12 protein-coding genes, 9 tRNA genes and 1 rRNA gene are annotated in these 18557 nt (G+C 51.5%); 20 read left to right on the top strand and 2 right to left on the bottom strand.

All coding sequences use genetic code 11. The features are described from left to right. Positions 1-79: 79 nt before the first annotated feature. The 11 genes from rrf (at position 80) to R50345_RS23410 (ending at position 2023) form a co-directional block, all read left to right on the top strand. A 5S ribosomal RNA gene (gene rrf, locus R50345_RS23460) occupies positions 80-196 on the top strand. A gap of 205 nt (positions 197-401) precedes the next feature. Continuing rightward, positions 402-929 (top strand): AAA family ATPase, encoded by a 528-nt coding sequence (locus R50345_RS23455; RefSeq protein ID WP_042130542.1) that lies wholly within the window; start codon positions 402-404, stop codon positions 927-929. 93 nt (positions 930-1022) lie between these two features. Next, positions 1023-1097 (top strand) — tRNA-Glu (locus tag R50345_RS23450). Positions 1098-1185: 88 nt separating this feature from the next. Beyond that, positions 1186-1261, top strand: a tRNA-Val gene (locus tag R50345_RS23445). Between the two features lie 44 nt (positions 1262-1305). Beyond that, positions 1306-1382: transfer RNA gene (locus tag R50345_RS23440), tRNA-Met, on the top strand. A 26-nt stretch (positions 1383-1408) separates the two neighbouring features. Continuing rightward, a tRNA-Asp gene (locus R50345_RS23435) sits at positions 1409-1486 on the top strand. A 15-nt stretch (positions 1487-1501) separates the two neighbouring features. Then, a tRNA-Lys gene (locus tag R50345_RS23430) sits at positions 1502-1574 on the top strand. A gap of 36 nt (positions 1575-1610) precedes the next feature. Next, a tRNA-Gly gene (locus R50345_RS23425) sits at positions 1611-1685 on the top strand. Between the two features lie 10 nt (positions 1686-1695). Continuing rightward, positions 1696-1772, top strand: a tRNA-Arg gene (locus R50345_RS23420). 19 nt (positions 1773-1791) lie between these two features. Beyond that, positions 1792-1870 (top strand) — tRNA-Leu (locus tag R50345_RS23415). An 80-nt stretch (positions 1871-1950) separates the two neighbouring features. Next, a tRNA-Lys gene (locus tag R50345_RS23410) sits at positions 1951-2023 on the top strand. 449 nt (positions 2024-2472) lie between these two features. Here the strand turns inward: R50345_RS23410 and R50345_RS23400 are convergent. Then, the gene (locus tag R50345_RS23400) at positions 2473-4476 is read right to left on the bottom strand and encodes an alpha-amylase family protein (protein ID WP_042130537.1); all 2004 of its coding nucleotides are present in this window, start codon (positions 4474-4476) and stop codon (positions 2473-2475) included. Between the two features lie 128 nt (positions 4477-4604). Here R50345_RS23400 and R50345_RS23395 point away from each other — a divergent pair, with 128 nt between their 5' ends. Beyond that, complete coding sequence (locus R50345_RS23395) at positions 4605-5516, top strand: AraC family transcriptional regulator (RefSeq protein WP_231573904.1); 912 nt, start codon at positions 4605-4607, stop codon at positions 5514-5516. On the opposite strand, the gene R50345_RS23390 is transcribed toward R50345_RS23395, so the two are convergent. Further along, on the bottom strand, positions 5513-6406 hold the full coding sequence (locus R50345_RS23390) for a helix-turn-helix domain-containing protein (RefSeq protein WP_081954165.1): 894 nt from the start codon (positions 6404-6406) through the stop codon (positions 5513-5515). The genes R50345_RS23395 and R50345_RS23390 overlap by 4 nt on opposite strands. On the opposite strand from R50345_RS23390, the gene R50345_RS32245 reads away from it, so the two are divergent. The 8 genes from R50345_RS32245 (at position 6394) to R50345_RS23355 (ending at position 18553) form a co-directional block, all read left to right on the top strand. Further along, complete coding sequence (locus R50345_RS32245) at positions 6394-6528, top strand: hypothetical protein (RefSeq protein ID WP_269321971.1); 135 nt, start codon at positions 6394-6396, stop codon at positions 6526-6528. The genes R50345_RS23390 and R50345_RS32245 overlap by 13 nt on opposite strands. A gap of 2 nt (positions 6529-6530) precedes the next feature. After that, positions 6531-7295 (top strand): SGNH/GDSL hydrolase family protein, encoded by a 765-nt coding sequence (locus R50345_RS23385; protein ID WP_052414706.1) that lies wholly within the window; start codon positions 6531-6533, stop codon positions 7293-7295. Positions 7296-7353: 58 nt separating this feature from the next. Next, a complete protein-coding gene (locus R50345_RS23380) occupies positions 7354-9663 on the top strand; it encodes a helix-turn-helix domain-containing protein (protein WP_042130535.1) in 2310 nt (769 codons plus the stop codon). 292 nt (positions 9664-9955) lie between these two features. Continuing rightward, positions 9956-10942 carry an ABC transporter permease gene (locus R50345_RS23375; RefSeq protein ID WP_042130533.1) on the top strand — a complete coding sequence of 329 codons (987 nt, stop codon included), beginning with the start codon at positions 9956-9958 and terminating at the stop codon, positions 10940-10942. Between the two features lie 15 nt (positions 10943-10957). Then, positions 10958-11842 (top strand): carbohydrate ABC transporter permease, encoded by an 885-nt coding sequence (locus tag R50345_RS23370; RefSeq protein WP_042130532.1) that lies wholly within the window; start codon positions 10958-10960, stop codon positions 11840-11842. A gap of 38 nt (positions 11843-11880) precedes the next feature. After that, positions 11881-13431: an ABC transporter substrate-binding protein gene (locus tag R50345_RS23365; protein ID WP_042130530.1), complete on the top strand. Its 1551-nt coding sequence runs from the start codon at positions 11881-11883 to the stop codon at positions 13429-13431. Positions 13432-13695: 264 nt separating this feature from the next. Further along, positions 13696-14376 carry a hypothetical protein gene (locus R50345_RS23360; RefSeq protein ID WP_042130528.1) on the top strand — a complete coding sequence of 227 codons (681 nt, stop codon included), beginning with the start codon at positions 13696-13698 and terminating at the stop codon, positions 14374-14376. Further along, on the top strand, positions 14369-18553 hold the full coding sequence (locus R50345_RS23355; RefSeq protein WP_042130527.1) for a glycoside hydrolase family 2 protein: 4185 nt from the start codon (positions 14369-14371) through the stop codon (positions 18551-18553). Before R50345_RS23360 ends, R50345_RS23355 begins: the two co-directional genes overlap by 8 nt. Positions 18554-18557: the final 4 nt, after the last annotated feature.

The following is an 18557-nucleotide window of genomic DNA, read 5'->3' as shown; positions in this document are numbered from 1 at the left end:
TGACCGTATGATGATGAATTTGTTTTCAGCATTTGGCGATGCTGAGACCTGAATAATGCATTTGTACCGCAAATGCCCGTTTGGTGGCGATAGCGGAGGGGTTCCACGCGTACCCATCCCGAACACGACCGTTAAGCCCTCCAGCGCCGATGGTACTTGGACCGAAGGGTCCTGGGAGAGTAGGACGTTGCCAAGCACGCGAGACCACTGTTGAGTAATCGACAGTGGTCTTTTTGTTATACAGAGAACCTGCATGTAAGGGTTTAAAGAAAACAAAAAGAACTAAATCTATTAAATACATTATTACATGAAAGGATTCTTATGATATTGTGATTAATAGAGTCTTAATGAGACTAGTCTTGGCCACTCAAAATATAGATTATTTATGGGGGAGAATCATCTTGATTATATGGATCAATGGAGCTTTTGGTGCGGGGAAGACAGAAACTGCATATCAATTACATCGCAGGCTTCCTAATTCCTTTGTATACGATCCAGAGAATGTTGGGTATTACATAAGAGCAAACATTCCTGATGTGATGACAATAAGTGACTTTCAGGACTATCACCTTTGGCGTGAAATTAATCATTCCATGTTAAAATACATAGTTAGCGAATATAGTGGGACGATTATCGTACCTATGACTATAGTCAACCCAGATTATTGGATAGAGATTGTGGGGAAGCTAATGAATGAAGGAATAGAGGTTCATCATTTCACTTTATGTGCCTCACGAGAGACGCTGCTTAAGCGATTGACTAGTAGAGGTGAGGAGAAGGACTCATGGGCCGTTCAACAGATCGACAGATGCATCACAGGACTGAACCAGGACGTATTCCGAGAGCATTTAGACACGAATAACCGGACTGTTCTTGAAGTCGTGGAGCTTATATCACTCAAGCTAGGCATTACTTTAATGCCTGCTTAGAATAGAAGTGAAAGTATTTTAATTTATGTATTGCTATACTTCGAAATACATGATATAATCTTTTTTGTTGTCAAAACATTTTGTTTTCAATAAGGCCCGTTGGTCAAGGGGTTAAGACACCTCCCTTTCACGGAGGTAACATGGGTTCGAATCCCATACGGGTCACCAATTTCTTTAAAACGTTATTGTTCTTCTGAAATAAAATGTTGCATTACTGGTTAGATTGTGTTATGATAATTGAGTTGCTTCTTTACATGGAGGCTTAGCTCAGCTGGGAGAGCATCTGCCTTACAAGCAGAGGGTCGGGGGTTCGATCCCCTCAGCCTCCACCATGAAGCTTTCTTATTGTAATGGATAGTTGAATATTTTTTAATGACGCGGGGTGGAGCAGCCCGGTAGCTCGTCGGGCTCATAACCCGAAGGCCGCAGGTTCAAATCCTGCCCCCGCAACCAATTTTCATCAAGCAATTATATCTTTTGGAACCGTGGTGTAGTTGGCCTAACATGCCTGCCTGTCACGCAGGAGATCGCGAGTTCGAATCTCGTCGGTTCCGCCATTTTTCTTGCTTTATGAGCCATTAGCTCAGTTGGTAGAGCACCTGACTTTTAATCAGGGTGTCGAAGGTTCGAGTCCTTCATGGCTCACTTCTTTAGTGAGTCGGACATCAATACATACCGTATGCGGACGTGGCTCAGCGGTAGAGCATCGCCTTGCCAAGGCGAGGGTCGCGGGTTCGATTCCCGTCGTCCGCTCCATATAAATTTTGCGCCCTTAGCTCAGCTGGATAGAGCGTTTGACTACGAATCAAAAGGCCGGGAGTTCGAATCTCTCAGGGCGCGCCATCTTTTAACTCAATAATTTGCCGGTGTGGCGGAATGGCAGACGCGCTCGACTCAAAATCGAGAGGGAAACCGTGGAGGTTCGAGTCCTCTCACCGGTATCAATTAGCAAGCGAAGCTCTTATGCGTTATGCTAAGAGCTTTTGCTTTTCAAGTTCTATAAGATAAATCATTATATTGTGGACTCTTAGCTCAGTTGGTAGAGCAGTAGACTCTTAATCTATTTGTCCAGGGTTCGAGCCCCTGAGAGTCCATCCTAAAGGAGTTTATAAGATTGCTTACTAAGCGATCTTATAAACTCTTTTTCTTTGCTGAAATATATTATATCTTTATTGTTTTATTCATGGTTTCTGCTATGTTGATTTTTGAATTGAACTTAAGGAGATTCCTGAACTTTTTTCATACTGACGCCATTGGAAAGAAGCGCAGTAACACAGCACAACTATGACGAAGAATATGGTCTTTGGTGCACTGGGAGGACTGGTACAGCAAATGGCTTAAGCTTGAGATCTTCTATGAGCAACTTTGTTTAAAAAATAGTTATGGATCAACTCATCAGCGATGGGTTGATTTTTTTATATCTGAATCGGAGAGGATCGGCTAAGGGACTATGTTTTGAAGGGGACATTGCAATAAGAAAAGGGAGGTTATAGAAGCCATGATAGGTTGCTGGACCTCCCTGATTCTGTTTGATTGAGCGAATTTACTCTACTGGAAATTTCTCCTGTGCCAGCTCTATTACTACCATCTGGTGATTCTCCAAGCAAGGAATTATATAAGAAATTTCATCCTGGCCTACCGTAAACGGCAGAGCTGTCATTGACGGGGCCAGATAGACCCGCTGGACAGGAGCAGAAGATAGAAGACGCAGGCTGACAGAAATGTCCCGTAGCGGCACGAGGTCTTCGATAACTTCAATGCGTCCTTTTAGCACGGGGGAGGCATAAAGCAGATGGTTCACATAGCGCTGCTCCGCCTGCTGATACTGCAGGGTCGCTATTCCCCGGGCCGGCAGATTGGTGCGCAGGGCAGGCTGGGGGAGCAGCCGTGATAGCGCATGAAGCACCATCTCTTTCAGGATAAGATGGCCTGCTTCCGCATATTCGCTGAACACATCCCAAGCGATATAGATTCCATGGCTGCTTTCGACCATGCCTGGTCCATTGTCTTCCCTGGTACCAGGTGTGTGTTGATGTGAACAAAAGGTGAATACATCGCGGTTGAAATATGGATTCTCCAGATTACCCAGTGATTGTCCGTCATGCAATTCCACAAGCTGACCTTCACCGTACATTACGTAGGAGGCTGGCAGCAGAGCCCCCGGGGTGAAATGTGGATAGAAATAAGCTGGCCGGTAAGGATTGGTTCCCAGCCAGTTGATACCCAGGTTCAGTGCAAACGCATCGCCTGCTGTATTCAGACCTGAACGCCCGGTGGCGAGCACTTTACCTCCTCCAGCTGTGAAGATTTCAATAACGGTGGCTAACTCCGGCCATACCGGTACCTCATCCGGAAGTATCAGTACCTTATAAGCGGAAAAATCGCTGAAGGTATCTACGATGTCGAACAGATAATGGCCTTCGGTAAGCATGCGTACCGCACCCGCGTCGGCCAGATTGCGCGCTCCTCTCAGTGCCTGCCCGTCGGGGCAGGCCTCACGTGCCGCCTCTAGGGACAAGACGGCAATGTCTGCAACGGACTCAACTCCACTGCACCACTGCTCTTTCGCCTCCACCTCAGCGTAGGCAGAGCCGATCAGGGCATAGGTCGCTTCATCCATTAAGCCTGAAGGATGAAGCTGATCACCAATGGAGCATTTGGCACCGTGGGCCAGACTGAGCGCTGCTTCAAACCGCAGCGCATTCGGATGCTTGTATCCGCCGAATTCACCCCAGGAGGTATGGAATTTGCCGGTCATACCGAGAAATTCCATGCCCAGCGTCTGGGCGTACCGTGCTGACAAAGGGAAGTGATCGTAGCCCCAGCCTCCGGTAGGGAGCGACTCGAGCTCGAGATGGCTATTGACCTGCACGAGATCCCGGCGGCCCCGCTGCTGATGACCGTTGTTGTGATAGACCGGTAGACCAGGCTTCACAGCATCGATTGTCTCCCGGACACGGCGTGCATAATTCAGATAAGTCTGCTCGCCCAAGGCAATGACTGAAGCCTCGTCGCGGGGGTCCAGGCCTGAGGCACGAAGTGCGTCAACGCAATACTGGCAGCGGCATTTACGGACGCCGACGATATCAAGAAAGATACCGTCGGTGTCATACCGGGAGACCACTTCATGGATTTGCCCCAGTAAAATGTCCAGATAAGGCGTGTTAAGGCAAAATTCATGGTAACCCGGTGTCATAAAGTCCTTCACCCAGCGTGTGCGGTCCTCTGCATCGCGGATCAGCCACTCGGGATGCCGGCGAGCAAGCTTCTCGTCAAGACCAGCCGACAAATATACCGGCGTCAGTACTCCGATATCATGAGCTGCGGTGATCATCTCCCCCAGCAGATCAAAAGAGAGCTGCGGATGGATTTCATTGGCTTCGCTGGGATGATAAGCCCACCCGTGATGGCATTTGGAGAACACAGTGATAGAGTCTACATGACCGGCACGCAGCATGGACTGAAACTGAGATTTGGAGAATTCATTGGCTATGCCGGGAATGGCTTCAGAAGTATGGAAATCAAGGTGAACCTGACGAAAGCGCATGGATATACAGCCCCTTATCTAATTGGATGAAAAGCGGGTTCCCAGTCAATGTAACTCTTTTCTGTCGGAGCAGCCAGTGATAATATAGACTTGGAATAGCATAAAATCGACTTTGACAGGAGAGATATATGGTGCTGTGCCTGGAATTCGCGATACCTCCGCTGCCGCAATTTGTCACGGTGGGACATGCCGTCTGGTCGCCGGGAGACCGGCATTTCGCCCGCACCTTCGGCGTGTATGATCTGCTGCTGGTCAAACGGGGAACACTCTATATGACTGAAGAGGGCAAGGATTATGCAGTGGGTCCGGGAAAACTGCTGGTGCTGGAGGCAGGGCTGCTGCATGATGGGTATCGGGCCTGCGGGGAGGATACGGAGATTTACTGGGTGCACTTCATCCATGGATGTAAGCCAGCTCATATCCGGCGGGAGGACATTCCATGGTCGTCTCTGCTGGCCAAAGGAACGGTAGAGGATGAGGAGCCCTCTGTACAACAGCGTCTATACATGCCTAAGTACGCCACTGTTGACGTAGAAGCATTGGAGCCGATCTTGCATGAGATGAACGAGATCCATAGCCGGCTGAATGCTGAGAACGCACTCCAGCTTCATCTGCTACTGGCTGGGCTGCTGGCGGCACTACAAGAGGAATGTGCGCGGACGACCCTGCCGGAGCCGGCGGTCCGGCTGGCCCGGGCAGCCGCTGCCTATCTAGATATTCAATGGAGACAGCCATTTAACCTTGCCGCACTCGAGGAGGAGCTGCACTTCCAGGCGGATTATATTACGAGGTGCATGAAACAGCATATCGGAACCACACCGCTACAGTACGTGCTGCAGCGGCGCCTGGAAGAAGCCAAGAAACTGCTAAGCGGTACGGTGCTGGGCATCTCCGAAATCGCCGAACGGGTGGGCATTCACGATCCAAACTACATGACACGTTTGTTCAGCACAAGATTCGGCGTAACGCCCGGAGCGTACCGGCGGCGGCTGCGTCAAAAGGAAGATGCTACTGCCGTGAACGATACGCTGGAGCTCTAGGAGTTCCTTGGGGTCCGGCAGGATTCCTGATTTCTCTCTCGGTATTCGCTGGGTGTACAGTTAAATACTTTGCGGAACTGGCGGGAGTAATAGTTCTGGTCATGAAAGCCGCTGTCCATGGCCACCTGGGAAATCGTGAGTCCGGGGCTGCGCAGCAGCGTGCAGGAATAGTCCAGCCGCTTACGGATGACATAGTCCATAGGAGTGGTCTGATAATTGCGGGTGAAGACTCTCAGAAACTGGCGGGTTGACATATAAGCCATATCCGCCATGGATTGCAAGGTGATTGGCTGTAGAAAATGCTCTTCGATATAGGTGACTGTCTCACCGATCCGCAGCGCCTTGTTATCCTCGTGTTTGCTGCTGGTTTGGTAATAGCGTGATAGCATGCCTACCAAAGCAGTAAAATAGGTGCGGCTCATCAGCCTGTACCCTTCAGGCTGCCGGTCATGCTCTTCGAGGATATTATCCAGCAGCCGTGTGGCCTCCAAGAGTTGTTCTGCTTCAAGGGAGAGCATACCTTTGAAATACATTTCCTTTCGGTAAAAAGGTTCAATGTAAAATAATTCCTGAAAGCCCGGCATCAGTCTGAGCTCGGACTGATGCAGCAGCTGCTCAGGCTGGAACATCACATTAAAGTATTCGATGCCGTCGACATCCTTGTAACCATGGGAAACATCGCTGTGGATCAGAAAAACCTGGCCGGCAGTGACTGGATACTCTCTCCCCTCAATGATATGCACGGCGTTTCCCGACAGAATGACGACCAGCTCGGAGAAATCATGGCTGTGGACATAGTAATCATGGGTCAGCGGACATTTCTGGATTCTAAAAGTGAAACCGGGTTCAAGTCCGATGTCCTGTGCAAATATTTTGGTTGTCATGGCCATATTATGCTAAAGAAGGTCGAAATCGTCAAGGCGGAAAAGGACAGCCGGCGCTACCATTAGAATGCGGGGCATCGCCTGGCTTCGGCCAAGCGGGAGATCTGCGCGATGGTCAGGAGGGATAAATATGTTGCATCTATTTACTGACAAGGTAACAAAAGATTCCGCAGATTCCCAGATTCTATTTCTAGGGGACAGCATTACGGCTGACGGTCTATATATCCGCTTAACTAGGGAGTGGCTGCAGGTGCACCGTCCGGATTGGACGGTAGAACTGGTCCCTTGCGGTGTTCCCAGCGAGACGGCTTCGGGACTTAGCGAAGCCACTCATCCTTTTCCACGGCCCTGTGTACATAACCGGCTGTCAAGAGAGCTTAAGGAAGCCTCTCCCAGTGTGGTCGTAGCCTGCTACGGGATGAATGACGGGATTTATCATCCCTTTTCGGAAGAACGTTTTGCAGCCTATCAGGCGGGGATGCTGCGGCTGAGCACACAAATTCGGGAAGCAGGGGCCAAAGCCGTGCTGATGACACCGCCGCCATTCGACGCCCCGTCAATGAACGGTACGCTGCAGCCGGCGGAAGCGGATGATTTCAGCTATTTGGTGCCCTACAGAGATTACGATCATGTGCTGGAGCGTTATGCGGACTGGCTGCTAAGCGGGGGCTGTCCCGCTGATGGTGTCATCGATCTGCGCACACCGCTGCTGGAGCATATCCGGCATGAGAGGTCGGTTAATGCCTCGTATAGATATGGCGACGGTATCCATCCGGATGTATCAGGACATAGGGTTATAGCACGCATACTTCTGCGGGATTTGTTCCACGCAGAGCTGGATAAGCTGTCGGATACAGAGGATTCGCGGGAGGCGGCCCGCGAAAACACGGATTGACAAGCAAAACAAGGCGGGATTATATTAAGGTCACCCTAAAATCAGGGAGTGAGGACACATGAATGTACTGCAGACAATCCGTTCGCGCAAATATCTACAGCGGATTTTGCTCAGCTTTATGCTTGTTGTCGCCGTTCTGGCGGTCGCTTCGCTGGTTGTGAACTCGAGCGCCCGCGGCAAGGTACTTAGCCTGCAGAACGAAGCCGACCGGAAGCTGCTTACCCAAATTAACTACAATATAGAGAATATGAATGGTATCGTTAAGGATCTGGCAGTATCTCTTTATAATGATGAAGAGCTGCTCGCGCTGAAGTCCGGCGCAGATTACAAACAGAGCATTCTCAAGATCGAGCGCCTAAACCATACAGTGGCGGCTTCCCCGTATTTGCATGCAGCTGTCTTTTACAACGGTGCCCAGCACCGGTTCTTCTCCTCGCTGAATCATGAAATTAACAATAGTCTTCTTTACGATTCCTTGAAGAAATACATGAACTCCCGGGCTGATCTGCCGAAGCTGCAGCTGATTCCGCTGGACCTTGACGGAAAGGACGGGGGGATTGATGTGTTTGCTACATTCATTTATGACGGGGAGTCTCTTGGTTCTATCAATGACAATGTGCTGATTTTAACGGTGAAGCCGGGTTGGATGCTGGATAACATGAAAGCGCTTAATCATGTAGCGGAACGGGAAAATGATGTGCTCTTTATCACGGACAGCGAAGGCGAGGTGCTTATTTCTACCAACGGGCAGCTGCCTGACGGGCTTAACATCAAGGCGGATTTGCTGCCGCGGATTTCCTCCTCGGATACGGTTCTTAATTCTTTTAACTATACGAATGGAGAAAGGAAATATAAGGTCACTTATCTGAGCAAAGCGATGAATAACTGGCAGATCGTCAGTATGCAGGACTACGATGTTGTGCTGGGCAGCGTCCGGCAGATGAAATGGACGGAGGTAGCGGTCACGCTGTCTGTAGTCCTGCTCGCTATCCTGCTGTCCGTATTCTTTGCATTGCGGCTGTATAAGCCGGTGGGCCAGCTGCTGACGCTGGTGCCGCAGGGTGTACGCGGCGCCCCGCAGGCGAAGGATGAGCTGTCGCTGATTGCGGCCAACGTAACTGAGATGATCAGCAAGCTGAAGGGTCTGGAGCTGGAACGGGCATCGCAGTCGAATATCGCTAAGCTTTACCAGCTGCGGAGTCTGATCGGGTCAAGCGGCAGTATTGATGAACAGGTATTCCTGCAGATCAGAAAGCAGCACGGAATTGACATCGCTTTTCCGTCGCCTCTGCGACTAGCCTTGGTGCAGATCGACAATCTGCAGGGACTTGCGGCAGATCCGGGGCTGCCGATGGAATCCCTGCTTTACTTTGCCATTGCCAATATCGGTCAGGAGCTGTTGCGGCTTGAAGGGTCCTGCGAAGCGGCGGACATGAAAAGCGGCCATCTTGTCTTTATCGTCGGAAGTGAAGCAGGGACACTTACGAAGCTGGATGAGCGCTTTAGAGCGCTTCAGCAGACTATTTTTGACTATTACCATATTACCTTTACGGTTACGCTTAGCGAATTGTTCACAGATTACCGGTGCATATCGGAGCATTACAATCTAGCCATTCGCCACTCCAATTACCGGATGATTTTCGGCAAGGGAGTGGTGCTTGAACCTGAAATGCTTCGGGAGAATGAGGAGAATGAATCCCTGCGCATTCCGCAGGAGCTGGAAAGGCAGCTGACGGAAGGACTGAAGGGTGGGGATCTGGCGGAGACGGAGCAAGCGATCCGCAAATGGAGAGAGCTGCTCGGCGGCTTCAGTTTCGAAAATATGTTCTCTGCGGTACTTCATCTTGCGGTTACATTAAGCAATACGCTTGGCGAGATGAACAATCGTAACGTCAATCCGGTGCCTTACAACCTGCAGGCCATTAATCGGCGTATTCTTGAAAAGGAGACACTGGATGAGATTGAGGGTGTACTTCTGGAGGTTGTACGCGAGGTCACAGGGCAGCGCAAGAGCGGGCGTGAAGATAAGAACAGGCTGCTCGCAGAAACGGTGAAGGAAATTATCGACAAGCATTATGCCGATCCAGATCTAAATGTGCAGCGGATTGCCGACATGCTCAAGATGAGCTCCGTCTATCTGGGCCAAGTCTTCAAAGCGCAGGAAGGAACGACCGTTGTTGACCAGATTAACGCAGCGCGATTGAGCAGTGCCAGAGAGTGCCTGGAACAGAAGGACTTAACCGTAACTGAAATTATGGAAAAGGTCGGGTTCGGGAATGAAAGCTATTTCTACCGTTTATTCAAACGGCGCTATGGAACGACACCGAAGGAGTACCGACTGAAATCTGCCATTGACCGCAGCAGATAACCTGTCCAATTTATACTTAAGTCAGCCCGCAAATGAACCCTGTTCATTTAGCGGGCTTTTTGCTAACTAAAGGAATCTAAAAGATCCCCGCTATAAATTATCTTTCTATTACCCGCTGCTTCAACTCCGCCCGGCCAGAACAGTAAACTGGCAACAATACAGTCCCTCTTTACAGCAATCTTGCAATTGTACAGTAACGCCAAAGCTTGATTCTGCGCTATTGTTAGTCGTGCAAAGCCTGGAACACAGGCAAACAGCTGCAGCTAAGGAAGGAAAGGAAGGGGCTTTGGTTATGTTGAATAAGGTTCCACTAGCGGATCAAAGAGCAAATTCAGGTGTGCCGCCCGGAACGCGCAAAAAGAATTGGATCGGAAGAGAGCTTCATCATTTCCGGAATAACCGGGAGCTGTTTCTACTCTCGCTGCCGGGATTACTGTACAAATTGATTTTTGCCTATATTCCAATGATCGGCCTGATTATCGCCTTCAAAAATTACCGGTATGATCTCGGAATCTTCGGCAGCAAGTGGGTAGGACTGGATAACTTCCGTTATTTATTCACTACCGACACAGCGTGGCGGATTACCCGTAATACAGTTCTTTATAACACCGCTTACATTCTGGTAGGCACCTCGGCAGCGCTGCTGCTGGCGATTCTCATGAACGAAATCAAGGCAAAGTGGAGCAAGTTCTACCAGACAGCCTTGTTTCTGCCCCACTTTCTTTCCTGGGTACTGGTGGGTTACGTGGCGTACGCCTTTTTGAACCATTCTGACGGCTTTATCAATCGTACGCTGGAATCCTTCGGTCTGGACACGGTAAGTTGGTATCAGAATGCTACACCGTGGCCGGTGATTCTTATCCTGGTTCAATTATGGAAAGTGGTAGGGTTCAACACGCTGATTTATTTTGCCGGCATCATAGGTATTAACAGCGAATATTACGAGGCGGCGCGGATAGACGGGGCAACCAAAAGGCAGATGGCGTTCAAAATCACCATTCCGCTGCTGGCTCCGCTGGTCATTATTATGCTGATCCTGTCCATTGGCAACATGTTCCGCGGCGACTTTGGCCTGCATTATTTTATACCGAATAACTCAGGCTTTCTCTACGGTTCTACTGATATCATTGACACCTATGTGTACCGTGCGCTGCGCGAAGTCGGCAATGTGAGTATGTCTGCGGCTACAGGTTTCTATCAATCGGTTGTCGGTCTGGTGCTGGTGCTGAGTGCAAACCGAATCGTGCGCAGAATCAATCCCGATCATTCCTTATGGTAAGGAGGTGCCCAGAAAGTGTCCAAGAAATTCGAATTTTCCAAGCTATTCATTAACCTGCTGTTTACGGTGCTTTCACTGGTGGTCGTCCTGCCTTTTTTGCTCGTTATAGCAGTGTCGCTTACGGATGAAAAGTCGCTGACCGAAAACGGGTATCAGTTTCTCCCTAAATCGTTCAGTCTGGATGCCTATCGTTATCTGCTGGACGCTCCCGACATTCTGCTCCGGGCTTACGGAGTGACGCTCATGGTGACCGTGATTGGCGCATTAGCCGGGCTGCTGCTGACTGCGATGACCGCATACGTCATTTCAAGGCAGGATTATCGGTATAACCGGGTGACAACATTTTATGTATTTTTCACCATGCTGTTTAGCGGGGGACTCGTTCCTTCCTACATTCTCATTACGCAATATCTGCATCTGAAAGATAGCCTGCTGGCGCTGATTCTTCCTATCCTGCTGTCACCGTTTAACATCATGGTCATGAAGGGCTTCATGTCCAAAATTCCCCTTGAGATCATTGAATCAGCCAAAATTGACGGAGCGCGGGAATTCCGCATTTTCTTCAAGATTATTTTGCCGCTGTCGACGCCAGCACTGGCTACGCTGGGTCTCCTGATTTCATTTACGTACTGGAACGAATGGTTCAACGCGATGTTATACATTGACGATCCTAATAAAGTTCCGTTGCAGCTCCTGCTGGTTCGGACGCTCAACAGTATTGAGTTTCTGACTACGAACTCGGAATTTACGCAGCAGCTCGGCATTGATCTGGCGAGTTTCCCTAACAATTCGGCGCGGATGGCGATCGCTGTGCTGGCCGGTGGACCGATGCTGGTGATCTTCCCGTTTTTTCAGCGGTTTTTCGTTAAAGGACTTACGGTTGGCTCCCTAAAGGGTTAACATACAATTACATGTACAAAGTACAGGAGGTCACTTACATGAAAAAGAGGCTGTTTGGAGTTTTGGCATCCGTATTGCTCGTTGCATCCGTGTTGTCAGGCTGCGGAGGGAACAATAACGGTGGCAACAGTAATGCCGGGAAAGGCGCGGAAGGAAGCGGAGCGGAAAGCACACAAAGCGCGGCTCCGGAATCAGGAAACGCAGGCGAGCTAAAGCCGGTTGAATTGACCTGGTATTATCCGCTGTCACAGCTTCAGGCCGACCAGGAGAAGGTACAGGAGGAAGTTAACAAAATCGTGAAGGCGAAGATTAATGCCACAGTCAAGCTAATGCCTGTTGCGATCGGAGATTATGTGCAGAAGATGAACACGGTGCTGGCGGCGGGGGAGAAGTTCGACATTCTCTGGACCGGCTATATGCTGAAGCCGGAAGAGCTGGTGCGCAAAGGAGCCATCCAGCCGATGGATGCTCTGCTTGATGAATACGCACCGGAGCTGAAGGCGGATGTACCGCAGGTGATGTGGGACGGTCTTTCGGTCGACGGAGAAATTTACGGTATCCCGAATCAGCAGATCAACGGCTCCCGTTACGGATTTATCATCCAGAAACGTTTTGCTGACAAGTATAATCTTGATACCGCTTCCATTAAGAAAATTGCAGATATTGAACCGTTCTTGGCCCAAATCAAGCAAAATGAACCGGACATTATTCCATTTGGTTTATTCGGCACTTCTTTCATCAATCCTCAGTCACATGACGACAAGTACTGGGTAGTTCCGGGACTAGATGACCATTTCTATATCAAAACAGATGATCCTACCTACACACTGCAGCGTTATCCGGAAGAAGAGCTGGACAATTTCCGACTGGCCAGCAAATGGTATAAGGAAGGTTATATTTATAAAGATGCAGCTACGGAAAAAATGAATGATTATCTCGTCAAAGGCCAAATCGCAGTCGATTTCAACGTTACACTAAAGCCCGGTGTGGAAGCTGAAGTCAAGGCCAAAAACGGCGGCAATGAGGTTATTACAGTTCCGCTCAGCGACTGGTTCTCCAACGGCTATTCGGCTACGACCAACCAATCGATCAGCCGGACTGCTCCTAATCCGGAACGTGCGATGATGTTCCTCAATCTGGTGAATACCGATAAGGAGCTGTACAATCTGCTCTGCAACGGCGTAGCTGGTGAACACTATGAGAAGACCAATGGTGAATACATCAAGGCTCTGGCAGATTCCCGTTATCTGCCGAATATGGACTGGGTTTTTGGGAGCGTATTCAATTCTTATCTGAAAGAGGGACAGCCGGAAAACGTCTGGGAAGAAACTAAAAAGATCAATTCCAATTCAGAGGTCAATCCTGTCGGCGCCTTCAAGTTCAATTCCGAGCCGGTGAATACGGAGATCGCCAACCTTAACGCTGTCTGGGGTGAATACAAACGGGGACTGGTTACTGGAACACTCGATTTCGAAGAAACCTGGCCTGCACTTTACGGCAAGCTGAAGGAAGCGGGTGAAGAAAAATACGTAGCGGAAGTAACCAAACAATTCGAGCAGTTCCTTAAAGATAAAGGATTGAAGAAGTAAGGAGATCGTAGGAACCTGCTGCTTAAGGACGGCTTCCCCTACATGCTGTTCGATGACTTCACCTTCTCGGTTATGGCTTAAATGTTATTGGGCGCTCTTCCTATGGGGAGAGCGCTTTATAGTTAACCTGTGAGGAGGAGTCTAAGGAATATCCCATCAATGCTCTTGCAGACAATGTCGTAATTATGCTAAACAAGGTCAGCATCGTCAAGGCTGGAAAGGCTTGCATGCAGTAACATGAGTGTGAGGATAAGGAGGTGCGGAATGAAGCGCTGTTTATATAGAGCTGAAGAACTGGAAGGTGAGGAGGCCGCTGCTTTATTCCGTAACAGGGAGGTCTCTCATTCGCTTATCGACGTTATGGAGCGTCTCCGAGTGGACCATTTAAGCTTGTTTGTCTGCAGCAGCCAACTGTTTCTATATTATGAATGTCTCGGAACGCCGGTTTCGCCGGAAGTTTTACTGCCGGAGGTCTCGGAGCGGCTTGCCGTGTGGCCTGGAGGGAAAAAAGGGCGCCGCTGGGTGCCGATGACGGATATTTTTCATTACCAAAAGCCAATCTCCATACAGCACTGGGAGCGCCGGAGCACGGAAGGCAAGCCTTACGGACGGCTTGCGCTGCTGAAGCCAGAAGAGGCAGCCAGCTATATTTATTACCACTATCAATACCAGGAGGAGCGGCCGGGGGACGGCGATAAATACGGCATGATCGGCCTGCATGAGAATGTGCTGTTTTTTTATGCAGAGCAGCCGGCTACCCGGGAGCCAGCCCCTTATGAAGGAAAACTGAAGACCCGGCTGCGGCCGGACAACTGGGCTGAAGTGATGGAGCCGCATTTTATCAAATGGGAGGAAGCGTCTAAGGGCCAGGAGCTGTGGCGGGAGCTGGAGAATGTGCTCGAAGTACGCGCCTTCCCTGGAAAGTGGGGAACAAGAGATGCGTAATCTGCTATGTCTAAACGGGAATTGGAATTTCATGCCCTTATATGATCAGCCACAATGCCGCAGGCTGCCCGAAACAATCAACTATGAGGAGCGCAAGCTTCAGGTACCTTCCAGCTGGAGGCGGACCTACCCGCTTTCGGACGGCAAATCATTCGGCGGCATCCCGGAATATGAGTATGCCCCGTTTGACCTGTACGGCTATCCGGAGGAGTGGGATGCCGCTGAAGCGGGTGTGCTGCATCGGAGCTTCCGGGTTCCAGAAAGCATGGCCGGGCAGAGGATCATATTACGGCTGGATGGTATTATGCAAAAGGCTGTGATCTATATTGACCGGCAGGAGGTTGGCGTTTGGGAAGACGGGTACCTGCCGCTGAGACTTGATATTACTTCCAGGGTAGAACAGGAACGGGAGCATCAATTGCATGTTGTCTGCAGCAGCTTCGACACCGTCGTGCTTCCAAACGGTATGTCAAAAATAACGGGGCTTATGGGCTCCTGGTATGGAAGAATCAGCCGGGGAATCTGGCAGGATGTTTATCTGGAAGGTATTCCTGTGCTGTCGCTGGAGGATGTTACGATCCGCACTTCCGTCAGGGAGGGGCGAATAGAGGTGAAGGCTGTGGCTGCCGGATCAGGAACAGCCGGGGGCAGAGGTCCGCTAACAGTAAGGCTGGGCATCTGGGAGAAAGGCGTGCTGCGGCAATTTGCCAGAGGGCTGGAAGCGGCAGAAGATTCCGAAGAGCCGAGAGCCGCAGCTATGGCTAGTGCTGGGATAAAAGGGGAAGAAGTAGAGCTGTTGACAGCCTCCTTGACGTCAGGTAGTGAGGAGAGTTACGAGGTGGCAGCCGAACCCGGGCCAGTTCTATCTGCGGAGTGTATAGCCGGAGCTGTTGATGCTGCCGCTGCGGAGAAACTTAGGCTGTGTGAGAACGAACGGGCTGGTGAAGTGTATAATGCCTCATTTCATCTGGATTGGAGCGGCGCCAGACTGTGGAGCCCGGATGAGCCGTTTTTGTATAGTGCGGTGCTGGAACTGCTCGAAGACGGGGAAGTCATCGACCGGTATGACCAAGTATTCGGTTTCCGAGAATTCTGGTGTGAAGGACCGCGGTTTATGCTGAATGGCATTCCGGTCAATCTAAGAGGCGACTCCTGGCATTTTCAGGGAGGACTTCAGATGACGGAAGCTTATATCCGCAACTGGTACCGCATCTGCCGCACCGCCGGTATTAACAGCATCCGGCTGCATGCCGAGCCTTATCCTTCCGATTATGTCCGTATCGCTGATGAAGAAGGTATGCTGATCGTCGATGAGACGGCGATTTACGGCTCGGGCAAATCGATGCAGGCGGACCATCCCGCTTATGTGGAGAACTGCCGGCAGCATGTACGCCGATTAGTGCAACGCGACAAAAACCATCCATCGGTCATTCTCTGGAGCCTGCAGAACGAAATGCGCTGGGTAGACGGACGGGATGGCTTCAAACAGCATATGCCCGGCCTGATCGCGGAGATCCGTGAACTTGATCCTACTCGTCTGGTGATCGCCGAGGGGGACAACCGGCTGCTGCCAAAAGCCTATACGGAGGTGGAAAGCCGCCATTACAATATCGACGGCACGATCAGCCAGTGGGACCGTACGGTTCCGCTGACTTTTGGGGAACACGGCGGCTGGTGGTATATTTGTCCGCAGAACAGCAGCATGTACAACGGATTGCAGGCCTACCGCGGTACGGACGAAAGCACAGCAGGGCTGGCGCTGAAGGAGCGGTTGTTTGTGGAATATGCAAGGCGGCAGGGGGTGTCCGGCATTTCCACCTTTAATTTTGCTCATTATTTCATGCGGCCGATGCCGGAGCAGAATCTTACGCTGCCGCCGTCTGAACCGGGAACGCCCGGAGTGAAGCCGGAATGTGTCCCGGCCTATTCGCTGTCTATCAACAACGGTCTGCTGCCGGAGGAATACCCCCTGTATCAGCCTAATCCGGCTTTTGCGATTATGGCTGAGGCGTTTAAACCTGCTGTGATCATTGCCGCTGAGTATAACAGCTGCTTCTATGATGATAAGCCGGTCTTCCGGAGCTTTGACGTATACAACGATACTCTGTCCGCACAGGAAGTTAGTATGGAGTTCGTAATCTGGCAGGGGAACAAGAACGTTCATGAGCAAAGCTTCACTTTCAGTCAGAATCCTGCTGAACAAAAGGTCGTTTCGTTTTCTTGGATGCCTGTTTCTGCTGCCGACGGAGAGCGGGCGACGCTGACAGCACAGTTGTTCCACGGTGGGCAGCTGGTGCACAAGCTGCGTTTGGAGTACAGGCTCATGTCCGCAAGCCTGCTGAGTCAGCCTGTGAATGTGCGGCGGAGGTCCGCCTATTGGGGGTCGGACCTCGATTTTGAGCACATTCGCCGGCTTGTTCCGGGCTGTGAAAGAGTGGAACGTTCACTACTGGACGATCTGCCAGCCGATTATCTGCTTATTGTCGGTAGCCGGATGGAGGATGCAGACGGCAAAGTGGAGGTACTGCTGAAGGCATTTGCCGCGCGGGGCGGCCGGCTGCTGCTGCTGGAGCAGAACCAGCTATCGCTGGGCAAGCTGCCGCTCTCGCGGCGGCCGTTCTTCCGTGCGCATGCCGGCAGCTACCTACATCCGGTGCTCGCTGGGTTGGGTGACAGGGATCTGATGTTCTGGCATAAAGAGCTGCGCGAAGAGGGGCCGACACCGATTATTCAGGCCGCCTTTGAGAAGCCGGTAACAGGCGACTTCTCACTGCTGCTGGAATGCAGCACGGGCGATTTCGGAGACGGCGGCGATCTGTGGTCTCCGCTGCTGGAATACCGCAGCGGAAAGGGCCTGTTCCTGGCCAATCAGCTGGAGCTGATGGCCAATCTGGAGCAGGTTCCGCAGGCTTGCCTGCTACTGCGGAACCTGCTGGCCTACGCCGGCGGCGGGGACACCGCCGGAGCTCAGGCCCGGCCCGCGGCTGCGCTGGTGCGCCGCGGCGGGCAGACCGCAGCGTTCCTTGAACAGCTGCGGCTGCGGTATACGGCGCTGGATAACACAGCGCCGCTCGGGGTCATGCAGGACTTCGGCCTGATCGTGGCCGAAGCCTGCATGCTGGAAGCGCCGGGAGCTGCCGAGGCGCTCCGGCGTTACGCTGAAGCCGGCGGGCAGGTGCTGCTCCTGCCGGCTTCGGCAAGCCAGCAAGCGGCGCTTGCCCGCCTGCTGGACCGCCCCGTGCGCGTGAAGCCGCACGAGGCGTATCACTTGGCGGCGGACGATGTCCATGCCGCCGTGCAGGGGTTCAGCCCGGTCGACCTGTTCGGCTTCGACAAGGTATTTCTGTCGCCGCGGGATGTACTTAACCGGGTGGTGGCTGCGGACAGCCTGGAGATACCGGCCGCAACAGTTCTCTGCACGAGCGTTGAAGGTACCGCCTGGAAGGATTATTTCGTCCATGGCTACACGGCGGAATACAGCCGTCTCGCATTGGTGGAGCTGAACCGCAGAAATACGCGTCCATCGGGAACCTACCTGACCGAAGTCAAGCTGGGAACAGGCTCTGTGCTTTGCTCCCAGCTGCTGACGGACTCCGGAAGTGAGAAGGCACTCCGCCTGTATTCCCGTTTGCTCGCTAATCTAGGCGCGTCATTTGCCGACGGCTTGCTGGACAGTGTGAAGGGAGATGAGGAGTGGGCCGTGGAAACTATGATGGCCCTGCCTTGTCAGCCCCATGTTGATTATGAGGAGATGAAGGCGTACTACACCGATCCGGCGTTTTCTTTGAATAATCTGGGCGAAGGCCTTTACGGCTGGATGCACAAGAAAGAGCGGCGTTCCGGCAACGGTACTTTGCAAATAGCGGATGCGGGAAGAGGTCCGTGGTTTCTAAGCTGCTTTGTGCATACGCCGGAGGAATGGGGGGGAGAGGGACAGCTACACCGGGGGAGGCTGCGTATCAACACAACCGCCTCTTATGAGATTTATTTGAACGGTGCTCTGGTGATAGAGCCAGAGCGGGAGATTACGCTGCAGAGCGGACTCAACCGGCTGATTGCGATAGTTCGGGGAAGCGGCGGTGACCTCATAATTGGTCTGACCTTTCTGAATTCTGACGGCACTTATATGAAGGGCCTGGAATACCGGCTGACCCTTGACGAGGTCGAGCCGAAATAAACCC

This window comes from Paenibacillus sp. FSL R5-0345 (genome assembly GCF_000758585.1).
GTDB lineage: Bacteria > Bacillota > Bacilli > Paenibacillales > Paenibacillaceae > Paenibacillus_AQ.
The sequence above is the reverse complement of the archived record's forward strand: the minus strand, read 5'-3'. Positions and strand labels throughout refer to the sequence as shown.

What these genes read in the sequence shown, in the direction of transcription:
- R50345_RS23400 (WP_042130537.1), bottom strand. Translation starts at nt 4,476, where the DNA reads ATGCGCTTTCGTCAGGTTCACCTTGATTTCCATACTTCTGAAGCCATT.
- R50345_RS23395 (WP_231573904.1), top strand. Translation starts at nt 4,605, where the DNA reads ATGGTGCTGTGCCTGGAATTCGCGATACCTCCGCTGCCGCAATTTGTC.
- R50345_RS23390 (WP_081954165.1), bottom strand. Translation starts at nt 6,406, where the DNA reads ATGGCCATGACAACCAAAATATTTGCACAGGACATCGGACTTGAACCC.
- R50345_RS23385 (WP_052414706.1), top strand. Translation starts at nt 6,531, where the DNA reads ATGTTGCATCTATTTACTGACAAGGTAACAAAAGATTCCGCAGATTCC.
- R50345_RS23380 (WP_042130535.1), top strand. Translation starts at nt 7,354, where the DNA reads ATGAATGTACTGCAGACAATCCGTTCGCGCAAATATCTACAGCGGATT.
- R50345_RS23375 (WP_042130533.1), top strand. Translation starts at nt 9,956, where the DNA reads ATGTTGAATAAGGTTCCACTAGCGGATCAAAGAGCAAATTCAGGTGTG.
- R50345_RS23365 (WP_042130530.1), top strand. Translation starts at nt 11,881, where the DNA reads ATGAAAAAGAGGCTGTTTGGAGTTTTGGCATCCGTATTGCTCGTTGCA.
- R50345_RS23360 (WP_042130528.1), top strand. Translation starts at nt 13,696, where the DNA reads ATGAAGCGCTGTTTATATAGAGCTGAAGAACTGGAAGGTGAGGAGGCC.
- R50345_RS23355 (WP_042130527.1), top strand. Translation starts at nt 14,369, where the DNA reads ATGCGTAATCTGCTATGTCTAAACGGGAATTGGAATTTCATGCCCTTA.